Annotated in this window: 11 protein-coding genes; 4 read left to right on the top strand and 7 right to left on the bottom strand. The window is 75.1% G+C overall.

Going from position 1 to position 14,030, the window contains the following annotated elements:
• Positions 1-76: 76 nt before the first annotated feature.
• Positions 77-1,726: a sensor histidine kinase gene (locus IHE55_RS21030; protein ID WP_197990437.1), complete on the bottom strand. Its 1,650-nt coding sequence runs from the start codon at positions 1,724-1,726 to the stop codon at positions 77-79.
• Between the two features lie 251 nt (positions 1,727-1,977).
• Between IHE55_RS21030 and IHE55_RS21025 the strand changes: the two genes are divergently transcribed.
• Together IHE55_RS21025 and IHE55_RS21020 are read left to right on the top strand one after the other, a co-directional pair.
• Positions 1,978-2,529: a glycoside hydrolase family 25 protein gene (locus IHE55_RS21025; RefSeq protein WP_197990436.1), complete on the top strand. Its 552-nt coding sequence runs from the start codon at positions 1,978-1,980 to the stop codon at positions 2,527-2,529.
• A 260-nt stretch (positions 2,530-2,789) separates the two neighbouring features.
• On the top strand, positions 2,790-3,098 hold the full coding sequence (locus IHE55_RS21020) for a hypothetical protein (RefSeq protein WP_197990435.1): 309 nt from the start codon (positions 2,790-2,792) through the stop codon (positions 3,096-3,098).
• 77 nt (positions 3,099-3,175) lie between these two features.
• On the opposite strand, the gene IHE55_RS21015 is transcribed toward IHE55_RS21020, so the two are convergent.
• From IHE55_RS21015 to IHE55_RS20990, 6 genes are all read right to left on the bottom strand, one after another.
• Positions 3,176-3,400 carry an EF-hand domain-containing protein gene (locus tag IHE55_RS21015; protein ID WP_197990434.1) on the bottom strand — a complete coding sequence of 75 codons (225 nt, stop codon included), beginning with the start codon at positions 3,398-3,400 and terminating at the stop codon, positions 3,176-3,178.
• A gap of 104 nt (positions 3,401-3,504) precedes the next feature.
• A complete protein-coding gene (locus tag IHE55_RS21010; protein ID WP_197990433.1) occupies positions 3,505-4,173 on the bottom strand; it encodes an N-acetylmuramoyl-L-alanine amidase in 669 nt (222 codons plus the stop codon).
• Positions 4,174-4,662: 489 nt separating this feature from the next.
• Positions 4,663-5,169: an ATP-binding protein gene (locus IHE55_RS21005; RefSeq protein ID WP_197990432.1), complete on the bottom strand. Its 507-nt coding sequence runs from the start codon at positions 5,167-5,169 to the stop codon at positions 4,663-4,665.
• 290 nt (positions 5,170-5,459) lie between these two features.
• Positions 5,460-6,227: an enoyl-CoA hydratase/isomerase family protein gene (locus tag IHE55_RS21000; protein WP_197990431.1), complete on the bottom strand. Its 768-nt coding sequence runs from the start codon at positions 6,225-6,227 to the stop codon at positions 5,460-5,462.
• Positions 6,228-6,527: 300 nt separating this feature from the next.
• A complete protein-coding gene (locus IHE55_RS20995) occupies positions 6,528-7,709 on the bottom strand; it encodes a L,D-transpeptidase (RefSeq protein WP_232265650.1) in 1,182 nt (393 codons plus the stop codon).
• 638 nt (positions 7,710-8,347) lie between these two features.
• The gene (locus tag IHE55_RS20990; protein ID WP_197990429.1) at positions 8,348-9,565 is read right to left on the bottom strand and encodes a L,D-transpeptidase; all 1,218 of its coding nucleotides are present in this window, start codon (positions 9,563-9,565) and stop codon (positions 8,348-8,350) included.
• A 275-nt stretch (positions 9,566-9,840) separates the two neighbouring features.
• Between IHE55_RS20990 and IHE55_RS20985 the strand changes: the two genes are divergently transcribed.
• Both IHE55_RS20985 and IHE55_RS20980 read left to right on the top strand, forming a co-directional pair.
• Positions 9,841-11,940 (top strand): ABC transporter ATP-binding protein, encoded by a 2,100-nt coding sequence (locus tag IHE55_RS20985; RefSeq protein ID WP_197990428.1) that lies wholly within the window; start codon positions 9,841-9,843, stop codon positions 11,938-11,940.
• Positions 11,937-13,814, top strand: a complete 1,878-nt coding sequence (locus IHE55_RS20980; protein ID WP_197990427.1) for an ABC transporter ATP-binding protein — start codon at positions 11,937-11,939, stop codon at positions 13,812-13,814. The genes IHE55_RS20985 and IHE55_RS20980 overlap by 4 nt, the downstream gene beginning before the upstream one ends.
• Positions 13,815-14,030: the final 216 nt, after the last annotated feature.

Raw genomic sequence — 14,030 nt, 5'->3', positions numbered from 1 at the left:
TCGTCCTGCCGGTGCCGTTCGACCTGCCCGTACGCGCCGTCCTGCCGGTACGGGGTGTCCTGTCGGAACGGGTCCGTCAGGCGGTACGCGTCGTCCTGCCGGTACAGGTCGTCCTGCGGGTGCCGTTCGGCCTGCCCGTACGCGCCGTCCTGCCGGGCGTGGGGGGCCGGGCCGGGGCCGGGACGGCGGTCCTCCCGGTGGCCGCGGCGGTCCGGCCCGTCGCGGTGCGGCCCGCGCGCGGGCCAGGCGTCCGGCTGCCGGGGGTCCGGCCGCAGCCGCGGGCCCTGCGGCCCGGGGCGGGCGGCGCCGGCGGCCCGTCCGGAGGCGGTGCCGCGCTGGAACGAGCCCCACAGGGCACCGGCCTCCTCCGGGGTGCGGGTGGGGGGCGGGCGGCCGGGGGTGTCCGGGGGCCCGTCCGGTGTCCCGGCCCGGCGCCGGCGGCGTGGCAGCCCGGCGGGGGTCTGCGGGCCCAGCGGCATCCCGGGACCGGCCGGGGTGTCGGGGTCCGGGGGGCGGGGGGCGGGCCGGACCGCCCGCCCGGGCCGGCCGGGGTGCGCGGGCCGGGGACCGGCTCCGGCGCGGCCGGCCAGGCGGCGCCGGGGCGGGGCGCCGCCGGTTCCTGCGGGCGGCCGTGCCCGGCGCCGCTCCGCCCCGGCAGCGGGGCGGCCACCGACATCGGGGTGGTGGTCTCGTCGAGCAGGGTCAGCAGCCGCCGCGGGATGTGCACCACGGCGCGGACCCCGCCGTAGGGGGCGGGCTTGTCCACCGAGACGGCGAACCCGAACTGCCGCACCAGCCTGCCGATGACGGCGAAGCCCAGCCGCGGCGGGTCGCCGAGCCCGGTGAGGAGCAGCGGGTGCCGGCCGGAGACCATCCGGGTCGCGTACGCGACCTCCTCGGGGTGCATGCCGACCCCGGCGTCGTCGATCACCACGACCGCGCCGGTGTCGCTGAGGTGGAGGCTGACGTCGACCTCCAGGGTGCCGTGCGAGTGGTGCACGGCGTTGGCGAGGAGTTCGGCGAGGACGATGGCGGCCGGTTCGACGGCCCGGGCCACCACGCCGACGGGTTCGGTCAGCCGGCTGGTGATCCGGACCCGCTCCGCGCCGGCGATGCGGGACTGGGCGCCCACCACCACGTCCCCCAGGTGGGAGTCGGCCCGGGTGAGGCCGGCGGTGGCCCCGCAGACCACCCCGGTGGCCTGGACCCGGCGCAGGATCTGCTCGTTGAGGCGGCTGAGTTCGACCGTGTCCCGGATCACGCCGGGGTCCTCGTACCGGTGCTGCATCGCGTTGAGGCGGTCCTGGAGCCGGTAACTGCGCGCCTGCATGGCCCGGGTGGCGCCGCGGAGCACGGCCTGCGCGGCCTCGTCCACCCGCTCCCGCTCCCCCAGGACCGCCCGGGAGACCAGGTCGAGCACCGCGCGGTGGTCGCGGTCGGTCTCACTGCCCAGCAGGTGCGGGTGGGCCAGCCCGGGCACCGGGACGTGGTCGTGGCGGAGCCGGTTGACCAGCGCGGGGAGCCGGGCCGCCGCCAGGTGGTGGGTCTCCTCCGTCAGCTCCCGCAGCCGGGCGGTGAGCCGCTCCGCCTCGGCCGCCGCGGCGTCGCGTTCGGACCGCGCCCGCGTGAGGCGGCGGCGGGACCGCCACAGCAGCGGCGCCTGCGCAACGGCGGCGAAACCGCCCAGCGCCAGGCACGCGGTCAGCGCCGCCGGTAAGTCAGTCATCGCTGGTCCTTGGTCAGGGGCGGGCAGTGACCGCCGTCCTGCTGCGGGCGGCAGTCGCGACCCGTCACGTTACGCCGGTCGGCCGCCCGACGGCCCCGGAACGACGCAGACTTCGTGGAACCGATGCGGGCGGGACCCCCGGGGCGCCGCACGGCACTGCGACGTTGCACACCGTCTATATCCGGGCACGCTGTGTGTAAACCCCCCGCATCTTTTCCGTCCCCCCACCGCACCACCCGAAAGGCACGCTCATGCTCCACGGCATCGACGTCAGCTCCCACCAGTCCTCGTTCGACACCGACGGGGTGGACTTCGTCTTCGTCAAGGCGACCGAGGGCCGCTCGTACATCAACCCGCGGCAGTCCGCGCAGGCCGGCAAGGCCCGCAAGGCCGGCTGTGTGCTGGGCTTCTACCACTTCCTGTGGCCGGGCAACATCGCCGCCCAGGCCCGCTACTTCGTCGAGGAGTGCGCCTCCGAGGAGGGCGATCTGCTCGCCGTGGACTGGGAGAACACCGGCGACGGCACCCGGGCGACCAACGCGGAGAAGGACCGGTTCCTGCGCGAGGTCAAGCGGCTGCGGCCGACCCATCGCGTGCTGCTGTACTGCAACCGCCAGTTCTGGCTGAACCACGACACCACCTCGTACGCCGGCGACGGGCTGTGGATAGCCGATTACGTCACCGCCGGCAAGCCCCGGATCAAGGCGAAGTGGCGGTTCCACCAGTACACCGACACGCCGCTCGACAAGAACGTCGGGGCGTTCGCCGACAAGGCGGCGCTGCGGAAGTGGGCCAGGCCCTGAGCCGGTGGTCCGGCGGGCACGTCCCGCCCGGGGCGGACCCGTCACCGGGCGGCGGGGCCGGCACCGGTGGGCCGGCGGTCGCCGGCAGGTCCGGCCGTCGCCGGTGGACCCGGCGATCCCAGGCGGACCCGGCCGTCACCGGTGGGCCCGGCGCTCGCCGGCAGGCCCGGCCGTCACCGGCGGGTGCGGCCGTCACCGGCGGACCCGGCCGTCACCGGCGGGTGCGGCCGTTGTCGGTGGGTGCGCCTAGGCTCGGGGTCATGAGTTACGCAGACCTGCGCGAACTCCAGAGCGCGCTCAGCACCGCCTCGGACATCGCGTTCTCCCTGGAGGCGGCGCCCACCGCCCATGAGGCCGAACAGCTCACCGACGCGCTGCGCCGCGCGCTGTCCGCGGCGAGCGCGCTGGGGGCCGACCGCGGCGCCACCGGGTGCGCCGAGCATCCGCGCGGCGCCGTGGACCCGCTGTACGGGGACAAGGAGGACCCGCTGCCGCCGGGCTACGGGCGCTGCCTGCTCTGCAACGACCGGCGGCGCCGGGCGAGCGCGCAGCGCCGCGGCTGGCGCTGATACACCGGCCCGCCCGGCGGCGCCGGCCGGCGGCGGGCCGGCGGGGCGGGGCCCCGGTCGCCGCCGGCCGGGACGGCTCAGGCCTGGGCGCTCTTGTTGCGGGAGGCCCAGAACTCCTCGAAGTTCAGCAGGCCGTCGCCGTTGGCGTCGTGCGCGTTGATCACGGCCTGGGCGACGGTCTCCGTGACGTACGGGTCCCCCAGCTGCGCCATGAGGCTCTTGTACTCGGCCGCGGAGATCAGGCCGTCCCCGTTGGCGTCGAAGCGCTCGAACGTCTTCCTGGCCGTCTCGATGTCGGTCACTGGGCCACCCCTTCGTTGTGCATGTCGGACCCGCACAGCGTAGCGACCCGGTCCGGCGGTCCGGCAGAGCCGTCGGGGCACGCCGGACCGGGCGGGGGCGGCGGTCAGTAGGAGTTGACCAGGGACATGTAGCGGTTCCAGTCCCACAGCGGGCCGGGGTCGGTGTGGGTGGCCCCGGGCACCTCGGAGTGCCCGATGATGCGGGTACGGGTCCGCGGGATGCGGTAGCGGGTGCAGATGGCGGCGGTCAGCCGGGCGGAGGCCCGGTACATGGCGTCGGTGAAGTACTCGGGCCGGTCCACCCAGCCCTCGTGCTCGATGCCGATGCTGCGGGTGTTGTAGTTCCAGTTGCCGGCATGCCAGGCGATGTCCTTCTCCCGCACGAACTGCCCGATGTAGCCGTCGGCCGAGGCGACCATGTAGTGCGAGGACACCTTGCGCGCGGGGTCCTGGAAGATGCGCATGGCGTCCTGGAAGGTCTCCTGGGTGATGTGCACGATCACGAAGTCGATCGGGTACGAGGTCGGCCGGCTGGAGACGGTGTAGTTGGCCGTGCTGGCCGGAATCCAGTGGGTGGTGGGGTAGGTGGTGGCCGCGCCGACCCGGCCCGCGGGGGACGCGGGGCCGGCGGCGGACGCGGTGTCGGCGGCGGTGAGGCCGAACGCCGCCGCGCCGAGGCCGGCCCCGCGGCGCAGCAGGCCGCGGGGGGAGGGGGCGGGGCGTCGCGGTCCGCCCGGTGGGGTGGGGTGCGCTTCCGTTCCGTGGGCTTCCATGGGGGGCTCCCGGTGATGTCGAACGGGACATGACGCGCGTAGCGTCACCCCCAGAGTGGACTTTCGACGGGGACATGCCAAGCACCCACCGGGGTGAAAGAAATCCCGGGGCGGTCCACACCAGTGGCACACCCCCCGGGCCACCGCCTCCCGGGCACCTCCCGACACCGTGCCGCAAGGTTGGCCACACATGCGGCACATATTGCTGTAACCGCATAAACATAAGCCGGACTCGTTGATCGCCAACCATTAATGAGGTGGGTGGCACATCTCACCTTGGATTCAGCGGCGAAATGTCCGAATGGTGACTGTAAGACATGGGATCTCACTTTGAAAGCCGGGCATCCCGTCTGCGATAGTCGTTCCCGCGACCCCCTTGACCCGGGCTCGGTCGTCATCCGCCACGGATCACCACCCCCTTGGATCCGGGCACGCACAAGAGGCCCCGCCACCGTCACATCCCGACGGCTCCAGGGGCCTCTTCGCGTATCAGCGCTCGGTCACCCGCATCTCGAACCAGGTGGTCTTGCCGCGCGGCAGCAGGTCGACGCCCCACCGGTCGGACAGCTTGTTCACCAGGTACAGGCCGCGGCCGGTGGTGTCCATCTCACGCACCGGCATCAGGCACGGCAGCCCCCGCGAGGGGTCGCGCACCTCCACCCGGATCCAGCCCCGGCGCCGGTGCATCCGCAGCCCGACGCTGCGGGCCCCGGTGTGCCGCACCGCGTTGCCCACCAGCTCGGACACCAGCAGCACGGCGTACTCGGTCAGCTCCGGAGAGAGCTGCCACAGCCGCTGGGCGACCGCCTCGGTCAGCCGCCGCGCACTGCCCGCCGACTCCGGCCGGGAGGGCAGCCGCACCTCCCCCGCCGTCGGGTCGCCCCACCGGGCGAACTCCTCGGGCACCGCCTCCGCCTCGGCGGGCGGCGCCCCGCACCGGGCCGGTGGCGTGACCGCTCGTTGCCGCGGCTGCTCCATTCCCTCCAAGCCCGCCATGCCCCCCCATGATGGCTGTCCCACCCGCCCTCCGGAGCGGAACCACGGGATTCACCCGCACCGTGGCCACGCCCCTCGTCCACCGGAATCCGACGTACGCGAACGGGCCCGACCGGGCCGGAAACACCGCCCGACCAGCCATGACACCACGCGTACGGATGATCGCTAAGCGTACCGGACCCGGCCGCGGGAGCACCGATCGCCGGAGGACGGAATTCCCCCGCACGAGGCACGCGGGGGCGCCAACGGGTCACCCCGTGCGCCCCCGCGTGCCCTCAACGCGCCTGTGTTCAGCGGAACTTGGCCTTGCCCGGCCCCTCCTCCACGAAGCTGCGCATCCCCGTCTCCCGGTCCTCGGTGGCGAACAGCCCGGCGAACCAGGTGCGTTCGATGGCCAGACCGGTGTCGATGTCGGTCTCCAGGCCGGCGTCCACCGCCTCCTTCGCGGCGCGCAGCGCCAGCGCCGGCCCCTGCGCGAGCTTCGCCGCCCACGCGTGCGCCTGGGCGTAGACCTCCTCCGCCGGGACGACCCGGTCCACCAGTCCCAGGGTGAGCGCCTCGTCCGCCTTCACCATGCGCCCGGTGAAGATCAGGTCCTTGGCCCGGGAGGGCCCGATCAGCCGGGACAGCCGCTGGGTGCCGCCGGCGCCCGGGATGAGGCCGAGCAGGATCTCCGGCTGGCCGAGCTTGGCGTTCTCCGCGGCGATCCGGTAGTCGGCGCAGAGCGCCAGCTCGCAGCCGCCGCCCAGCGCGTAGCCGGTGATCGCGGCGACCACCGGCTTGGGGATGCGCGCGACGGCGGTGAAGGCGTCCTGGAGGCCGCGGGACCGGACCACCATCGCCGCATGGTCCATGACCTGCATTTCCTTGATGTCCGCGCCGGCCGCGAACACCTTCTCGCCGCCCCACAGGACCACCGCGCGCACGTCCTCGCGGCGGGTGGCCTCCTCGGCCAGCTCGCGGAGGCGGTCCTGGGTGGCGATGTCCAGGGCGTTCATCGGCGGACGGTCCAGGCGGATGGTGCCGACGCCGTCGGCCACCTCAAGAGTCACAGTCATGGGCGCAGGTTAGCGCGCGTTCACCGGGCGGCGGCAGCGGGCCCGGGGCCGTGGAAGGGCCGTGGAAGAGGCGAGGAGGGGCAGGGACGACGGTCGCGCGGGCGGGACGGCGGGTGCGCGGGGGCGGCCGGCCCGCGAGGAGGCGGGGGCGACGGTCGCACGGCGGGGAGCGGGTCGGCGGGGGCGGTCGCGCGGCGGGGGGCCGCCCGGGAGCGGGGGCCGGAAGGAGCCGGCCGGGCCCGGCGGCGGAGGTGTCCGCGTGCCGGGCCCGGCCGGGGCGTGTGCGGGTGGCCGGAGCGGTTACCGGTCGGCCTTCCACTCCTCCCAGGACATGTTCCAGCCGTTGAGGCCGTTGTCCGGCTGGATGGTGGTGTCGTCGGAGTTCTTCACCACGACCACGTCGCCGAGGATCGACTCCTTGTAGAACCAGGCGCCCGGCGAGCCGTTGTCGCCGCCGCCGCGCAGGTCGCGCAGGCCGACGCAGCCGTGGCTGGCGTTCACCGAGCCGAAGGTGGAGGGGGCGGCCCAGTAGTTGCCGTGGATGAAGGTGCCCGAGGTGGACAGGCGCATCGCGTGCGGCACGTCCTTGATGTCGTACTCGCCGCCGAAGCCCACGGTCTCGCCGTTCATCCGGGTCACCGGGAACTTCTCGCTGATCACCATCTGGCCGTTGTAGGTCTCGGTGCCCGGCGCGCCGGTGGTGACCGGGATGGTCTTGACGGTGCGGCCGTCCCGCTCGACCGTCATCGTCTTGGCCTTGGCGTCCACGGTGCTGACCTGGCTGCGACCGATGGTGAACTTCACCGTCTTCGTCTGCTTGCCGTAGACCCCGGGCCGTCCCTCGACGCCGTCGAGGTTGAGTTCCAGGGTGACCTTGGTGCCCGGCTTCCAGTACTTCTCCGGGCGGAAGTCCAGCCGGTCGTTGCCGAACCAGTGGCCCTCGACCGGCACCGACGGGGAGGCGGTCACCTTGACCGCCCGCTCCACCGCCTCCGGGTCGGTGATGCCGCGGCTGAACCTCAGCGAGACCGGCATGCCGACGCCCACCGTGCTGCCGTCCTCGGGGGTGAAGTAGCCGACGAAGGTGTTCTTCGGGACGAGGGTGGTGAAGCTCGCGTGCTTGGCCGACGCCCGCCCCTCGGAGTCCTCGGCGACCGCGTCCACGGTGTACTCGGTGGCGGCGCTCAGGTGCCTCGCCGGCGCCCAGCTGGAGCCGTCGGCGGAGATCTCGCCGTCCACGGTGCGGCCCTTGCCGTCGGCCACCTTCACCGAGGTGAGCTTGCCCTTGCGGGCGGTGACCTTCAGCGCCCCGCTGGTGGCCACGTCGTCGGCGCCGTCCGACGGGGCGATGGCGACGATCGCCTCGGACGGCTTGTCGTCACTCCGGCCCCGCTCGCCGTTCTTCTTCCCGTCGTCGTCCGATCCCCCGCCCCCGCAGGCCGCCACGCCGGCCAGCAACGCTCCCAGCAGCAGGGCGGACAACCTCCTGCGGCTCCGGACCCCCGATATGCGCTGCGCCTTCACTACCGCTCTCTCCCCTCCGCACGGCCCGCGACCCGCGGCACCCCCATTCGCGCGCTTGCGCGACTGGCGATAGATAACCACAACACCTACCCGGGGAACTCCCGGTGAATGTCACCGTTCGGTCCCAAGTGGGAGCGGTGGGACGGGATGGGCGAATCGAGAGGGACGAGGCGGTTCGCGGAAACCTCTCGGCGCACACCGCTCACCAGGGGGCGCGGGGGTGGCACACCCGGGAGCAGCGGCGCGCTCCGGGGCGTGCCGGGCGGCGCACCGCAGGCCGGTGCGCCGGGGACGTCGAGGTCTCGCGGAGGTGCGGGGCCGCTCCCGACGGCGGGAGCGGCCGGACCACGGAGGTGCCACGGACGGGTGGGCCCGGCGGGCGGCCGGGGACGGTGACCGGCCGGGCGGCACGGGGCGGCGCGTGGGGCCCGTAGGGCGGGGGGCCCGGTGGGCGCAGGGGCCGGGGGTGGCGGGCCGCCGGTCCGGACGGGTGCGGGGTGAGGGACGGGGATGGGGCCGGTGCCGGCGGGGCGGAGGGCGGACGGCGGGGCGCAGGGCGGACGGCGGGGCCCCGTGCGCCGGTCAGCGGTCAGCGGTCAGCGCAGGGCGGAGCCGGCCCGCCAGCTCGGCCAGGACATGTTCCAGCCGCCCAGCCCGTTGTCCGGGGCGACCTGCCGCTCGCGGGAGTTGACCACCTCCACGACGTCACCGATCAGGGTGCGGTCGTAGAACCAGCCGGCGGCGGTCCGCGAGCTGCCGCCGCGCACATCGCGCAGCCCGACGCAGCCGTGGGTGGAGTTGACGCTCCCGAAGGTCTCCGGGGCGGCCCAGTAGTTGCCGTGCAGAAACGTCCCGGAGGTGGTCAGCCGCAGCGCGTGCGGGACGTCCGCGATGTCGTACTCGCCGCCGAAGCCGACCGTCGAACCGTCCATCCGGGTCTCCGGCAGGCGCTCCATCACCACCATCCGGCCGTTCCAGGTCTCGTGGCCGGCGGCGCCGGTGGTGACCGGCAGCACGGCGGTCCGCCGGCCGTCCCGCGTCACGGTCATGGTGTGCGCCGCCGCGTCCACGGTGCTGATCTGGGAGCGTCCGACGGTGAACCGGACGGTGCGGTGCTGCACCCCGTAGACCCCCGGGGCGGCCCGCACGTCACGCAGCCGCAGCCGCATGGTGACCTCGGTGCCGGGCCGCCAGTAGGTGCGGGGGCGGAAGTCCAGGCGCCGGTCGCCGAACCAGTGGGCGGCGATCTCGGTGGCCGGCCGGGCGGTGACCGAGATCCCGCGCTCCACCGCGGCCCGGTCCGCGATCGGCCGGTTGAAGGTTAGCGAGACGATCATCCCGGTGCCCACCGTGGTCCGGTGCTCGGGGGTGAAGTAGCCGATGAACCGGTGGGCGGGCACGAAGGTGGTGAAGGTGGTGTGCCGGGCGGCGCGCCGGCCGCGGCCGTCCACCGCCACCGCGTGCACCTGGTACCGGGTGGCCAGCGCCAGGCGCCGGGCGGCGGGCCGCCAGGAGCGGCGGTCGGCCGACAGCCGGCCGGGGACCGCGGCGCGCTCCCCGGCGCCGTCGGTCCGGGTCACCCGCACCCGCTCCAGCCGTCCGCCGGACGCGGTCACCGCCAGCCGTCCGTCCGCCGGAACCGACCGGGCCCCGTCGTGCGGCGTGACGCGGATGAGGTCCCTCGGCGAGCGCGGCGCGTCGTCACCGCCGAACCCGCCGATCCCGCATCCGGCGAGCGCCAGCAGGAGCGCCCCGGACCGGACGGCCGTCCGCACCACGCCGGCCCAGGGCCCCGGTCCTGATCCATGTCTCACGCCTGTCCAACGACCACCCGTCCCGCGGGGAAACGAAATGGACCCGAACGGAGCCGCCGGGCGCCGGATGCCGGACGGGCCGGGACCGGGGCCCACCCGGACGGCGGAACGGGGGGCCGGTTCCGCACCGGGCCGCGCCGGCCCGCCGTGGCGCGCCGGGCGGCCGGTCCGCCCGCCGGGGCACGCGCCCGGGGTGCGGCACCCCCTCGCCCGCCGGTCCGGGCGGCCGGAAAACCGAGTGAGGGTGACAGCTGCGAACCGTAGTCTCACCCCTGATGTCTGACACCGCCCCAGCCCACCAGGACACCGCCGCGCCCACCACCGGCAGCCCCGTCGCCCGGCCCGCCGGGGAGCCGGCCGCGGGCGGGCCCGGGACACCGGCCGCCGGGGAGCCGGCCGCGAAGGAGCCCCGGACGCGCGACGCCGGGGAGCCGGCGCGACGCCGCTCCGTGGTGCGTTCCCTGCTGCGCCTGTGGCCGTACGTCCGTCCGGTGCGGGTCCGTCTCTTCGGCGCCGCGGTGGTGGCGATCGTCGCCTCCAGCGTGAGCCTGCTCATTCCGCTGGTGCTGAAGTGGCTGGTGGACGGCCCGGTGGCGGACCGCGACCCGGGCGGGGTGTGGCTGGGCGGGGCGCTGCTGCTCGGGCTGGGGATCGCCGAGGCGGCGCTGTTCGGGTTCCGCCGGTGGCTGGTGGCGCGGCCGCTGGCGGGGGTGGAGGCGACCATGCGGGCCGACCTCTACCGTCACCTGCAACGGCTGCCGGTCTCCTTCCACGACCGCTGGCCGTCCGGGCAGCTGCTCTCCCGGGCCACCACGGACCTGATGCTGCTGCGGACGTTCCTCGCCTTCCCGCTGACCTTCCTGGTCGTCAACGGGGCCACCATCATCCTGGGCTTCGCGATCCTGCTGGACCAGCGGTGGCAGCTGGGGCTGGTGCTGCTGTGCCCGGTGGTGCCGCTGGTGGTGCTCTGCTCGTACTTCGAGTCCCGCTACTCGGCGGCCGCCCGGCTCTCGCAGGACCAGGCGGGGGACCTGACGACGGTGGTCGAGGAGGGCGTCCTCGGCATCCGCATCATCAAGGGGTTCGGGCAGCACCGCAGCCAGGAGCGCGCGTTCCGTACGCTCTCCCGCCGGCTGCGCACCACGGAACTGCGCAAGGCGGGGCTGCTGGCCACCCTCTGGGCGCTGATCATGACGCTGCCGGAGCTGGCGATCGGTGCGGCGCTGCTGCTGGGCACGGTGCAGGTGGCCGACGGCGACCTGTCGGCGGGCACCCTGGTCGCCTTCCTCTCCACGGCGCTGGCGCTGCGGTGGCCGGTGGAGTCGATCGGCTTCCTGCTGGCGATCAGCCAGGACTCGGCCACGGCCACCGACCGCTACTTCGAGGTGATGGACGCGCCCGCCGCGGACGCCGCGGACACCATCACCGCCGCCGGCACCGCGGACGCCGTCTCCCCGGACGCCGCGCCCACCGCCGGCACCGCCGCGCCCACCGCCGGCGCCACCGGTTCCTCGGCGGCAACCGCCGGTACCACCCGTCCCGCCGGTCCCCCGGCGGTCACCGCCGGTACCGCCGGGCTCCGCTTCGAGGGGGTGGTGTTCCGGTACGCCGACGCCCCGCCCGACGAACCGCCCGTGCTGCGCGGGGTGGACCTGCACATCCGGCCCGGCGAGTCGATGGCGCTGGTCGGCGCGACCGGGTCGGGGAAGACCACGCTGACCGCGCTGGTGCCGCGGCTCCACGAGGTGACCGCCGGCCGGATCACCGTGGACGGCCGGGACATCACCTCCCTGGACCGCGGCGAGCTGCGGTCCCTGGTGGCGGTGGCGTTCGAGGAGCCGACCCTGTTCTCCGCCACCGCGGGGGAGAACGTGCTGATGGGCGCGGAGGGCGCGGGCCCCGAGGACCTGGAGCGGGCCCTGGCCGTGGCCCAGGCCGGGTTCGTGCACACCCTGCCGCAGGGGACCGGCACCCAGGTCGGCGAGCAGGGGCTGAGCCTGTCCGGCGGGCAGCGGCAGCGGCTGGCGCTCGCCCGGGCGGTCGTCGGCCGCCCCCGCTACCTGGTGCTCGACGACCCGCTGTCCGCGCTGGACGTCCACACCGAGGCGCTGGTGGAGGCCGCGCTGCGCGAGGTGCTGGCGTCCACCACCGCACTGATCGTGGCGCACCGGCCGTCCACCGTGCTGCTCGCCGACCGGGTGGCGCTGCTGTCCGGCGGACGGATCGCCGCCGTGGGCACCCACCAGCAGCTGCTGCGGGAGAACGCGGAGTACCGGCTGCTGATGTCCGGTCATCAGCCCGAGGCCCCGGACGGCACCGCGCCCGCCACGCCGTCCGGCCCGCTCCGCGACCCCGAGGAGGACGCCGACCGATGACCACCTCCACCAGCGGGCAGCCGCCCGCCGCCGGGAGTCCGGCCGGCACCGGTGCCGCCGGGGTGCCCGTGCCGCCCGCCGGCCAGGAGTCGTTCGACCGCGACACCCTGCCCGCCCCGCCCGGTGCCGCCCGGGACCTGCTGCGGTCGCTGCTGGCGCCGCTGCGCCGCCCGTTCTGGCTCGCCGCCGTGCTGCTCCTGCTCCAGCAGGCGGCGGTCCAGGCGGGCCCGCTGCTGGTGGCGTACGCGATCGACGACGCGGTGCCCGCGCTGCGCCGCGACGACAACGGCCCGCTGATCGCGGTGGGGGTGGCCTACCTGGGGTGCGCGGCCGCCTCCGGGGCGCTCCAGTTCGCGTTCATCAGCGCCTGGTCCCGGGTCGGCCAGGACGCGCTGCTCGATCTGCGCGGCCGGATCTTCCGGCACGCGCAGGCGCTCAGCGTGGACTTCCACGAGCAGTACACCTCCGGCCGGCTGATCTCCCGGGCCACCACCGACGTGGAGGCGCTGCGGGAGCTGGTCAACGACGGGCTGGAGGAGCTGCTGGCGGTCGCGCTGTCGGTGGTCTACATCTCGGCCGTGCTGCTCTGGCTGGACTGGGGGCTCGGCGCCGCGGCGGTGCTGTCGTTCTGGCCGCTGTACCTGCTCGTCCGGCTCTTCGACCGGCGCTCCCAGCGGGTCTACCGCAAGCGGTCCTCCGCCGTCGCCGCGGTGATCGTGAAGTTCACCGAGACGATGAACGGCATCCGCCCGGTGCAGGCGTTCCGCCGGGAACGCGCCAACGACGCCGAGTTCGACCGGCTCAACCGCCACCACGAACGGGTCAACGGCGACTCGATCCTGGAGATGGCCCGGTACGTGGTCGGGTCACGGCTGGTGGCGAACACCGCGCTCGCCGCCATGGTGCTGTGGGGCGCCCACCGGGTGGCCTCGGGCGATCTGGCGCTGGGCGTGCTGGCCGCGGCGGCGCTCTACCTGCGGCGGCTGTACGACCCGATCGACCGGCTGGGCATGTTCCTCAACTCGTACCAGTCGGCCGCCGCCTCGCTGGAGAAGATCGCCGGGCTGCTGGCGCAGCGGCCCTCGGTCCCCGAGCCGGCCGAGCCGCGCCCGCTGCCCGCCCGGCCCGGTGACCGGCCGGGGCGGGAGGTGGTCTTCGAGGACGTCCGGTTCGCGTACCGGACCGGCGGCGAGGTGCTGCCGCGCTTCCGGCTGACCCTGACCGCCGGGCAGACGGTCGCGGTGGTCGGCTCCACCGGGGCGGGCAAGTCCACCCTGGCCAAGCTGCTGGCCCGGTTCTACGACCCCACCGGGGGCCGCGTCCTGCTGGACGGGGTGGACCTGCGCGAGCTGGCCACCCCGGAGCTGCGGCGCGGGGTGGTGATGGTGACCCAGGAGGCGTTCCTGTTCTCCGGCACGGTGGCGGAGAACATCGCCATCGGCCGGCCGGACGCGAGCCGCGCCGACATCGAGCGGGCCGCCAAGGCGATCGGGGCGCACGACTTCATCGCCGCCCTGCCCGACGGGTACGACACCGATGTGCGCAAGCGCGGCGGCCGGATCTCCGCCGGCCAGCGCCAGCTGGTCGCCTTCGCCCGCGCGCTGCTCGCCGACCCCTCGGTGCTCATCCTCGACGAGGCGACCTCCTCGCTGGACATCCCCGGTGAGCAGGCGGTGCAGCGGGCCATGCACACGGTGCTGCGCGGGCGCACCGCGGTGGTCATCGCCCACCGGCTGTCCACGGTGGAGATCGCCGACCGGGTGCTGGTGATGGCCGACGGCCGGATCGTGGAGGACGGCGCCCCGGCCGAACTCGTCGCCGGCCGCGGGCGCTTCGCGGACCTGCACAAGGCGTGGCGGGAGAGCCTGGTCTGACCCGGGCCCGCCCCGGCCCCGGTGGACCGTCCGGGGCCGGCCCGCCGGCCTGCCCGGGAATCGTCCGTCGCGGCCGGCGCCGACCGGGTGAAGCGGCCCGGCGCGTCACCGGCGCGGCCGGACGGGCGCTCTGGCACCGGCGGCGCCGGTGCGGTACCTGTCGTCGAGGCCATGACCGGCCGCAGGTACCGCGTGCGCCCCGGGACACGTACCGGG

Source organism: Streptomyces pactum (assembly GCF_016031615.1).
Lineage (GTDB): Bacteria > Actinomycetota > Actinomycetes > Streptomycetales > Streptomycetaceae > Streptomyces > Streptomyces pactus.
The sequence above is the reverse complement of the archived record's forward strand: the minus strand, read 5'-3'. Positions and strand labels throughout refer to the sequence as shown.

Excerpts from the sequence above, each read along its gene's own strand:
- IHE55_RS21030 (WP_197990437.1), bottom strand. The coding sequence starts at position 1,726 with ATGACTGACTTACCGGCGGCGCTGACCGCGTGCCTGGCGCTGGGCGGT.
- IHE55_RS21000 (WP_197990431.1), bottom strand. The coding sequence starts at position 6,227 with ATGACTGTGACTCTTGAGGTGGCCGACGGCGTCGGCACCATCCGCCTG.
- IHE55_RS20980 (WP_197990427.1), top strand. The coding sequence starts at position 11,937 with ATGACCACCTCCACCAGCGGGCAGCCGCCCGCCGCCGGGAGTCCGGCC.
- IHE55_RS20985 (WP_197990428.1), top strand. The coding sequence starts at position 9,841 with ATGTCTGACACCGCCCCAGCCCACCAGGACACCGCCGCGCCCACCACC.
- IHE55_RS21010 (WP_197990433.1), bottom strand. The coding sequence starts at position 4,173 with ATGGAAGCCCACGGAACGGAAGCGCACCCCACCCCACCGGGCGGACCG.
- IHE55_RS21025 (WP_197990436.1), top strand. The coding sequence starts at position 1,978 with ATGCTCCACGGCATCGACGTCAGCTCCCACCAGTCCTCGTTCGACACC.
- IHE55_RS21020 (WP_197990435.1), top strand. The coding sequence starts at position 2,790 with ATGAGTTACGCAGACCTGCGCGAACTCCAGAGCGCGCTCAGCACCGCC.
- IHE55_RS21005 (WP_197990432.1), bottom strand. The coding sequence starts at position 5,169 with ATGGCGGGCTTGGAGGGAATGGAGCAGCCGCGGCAACGAGCGGTCACG.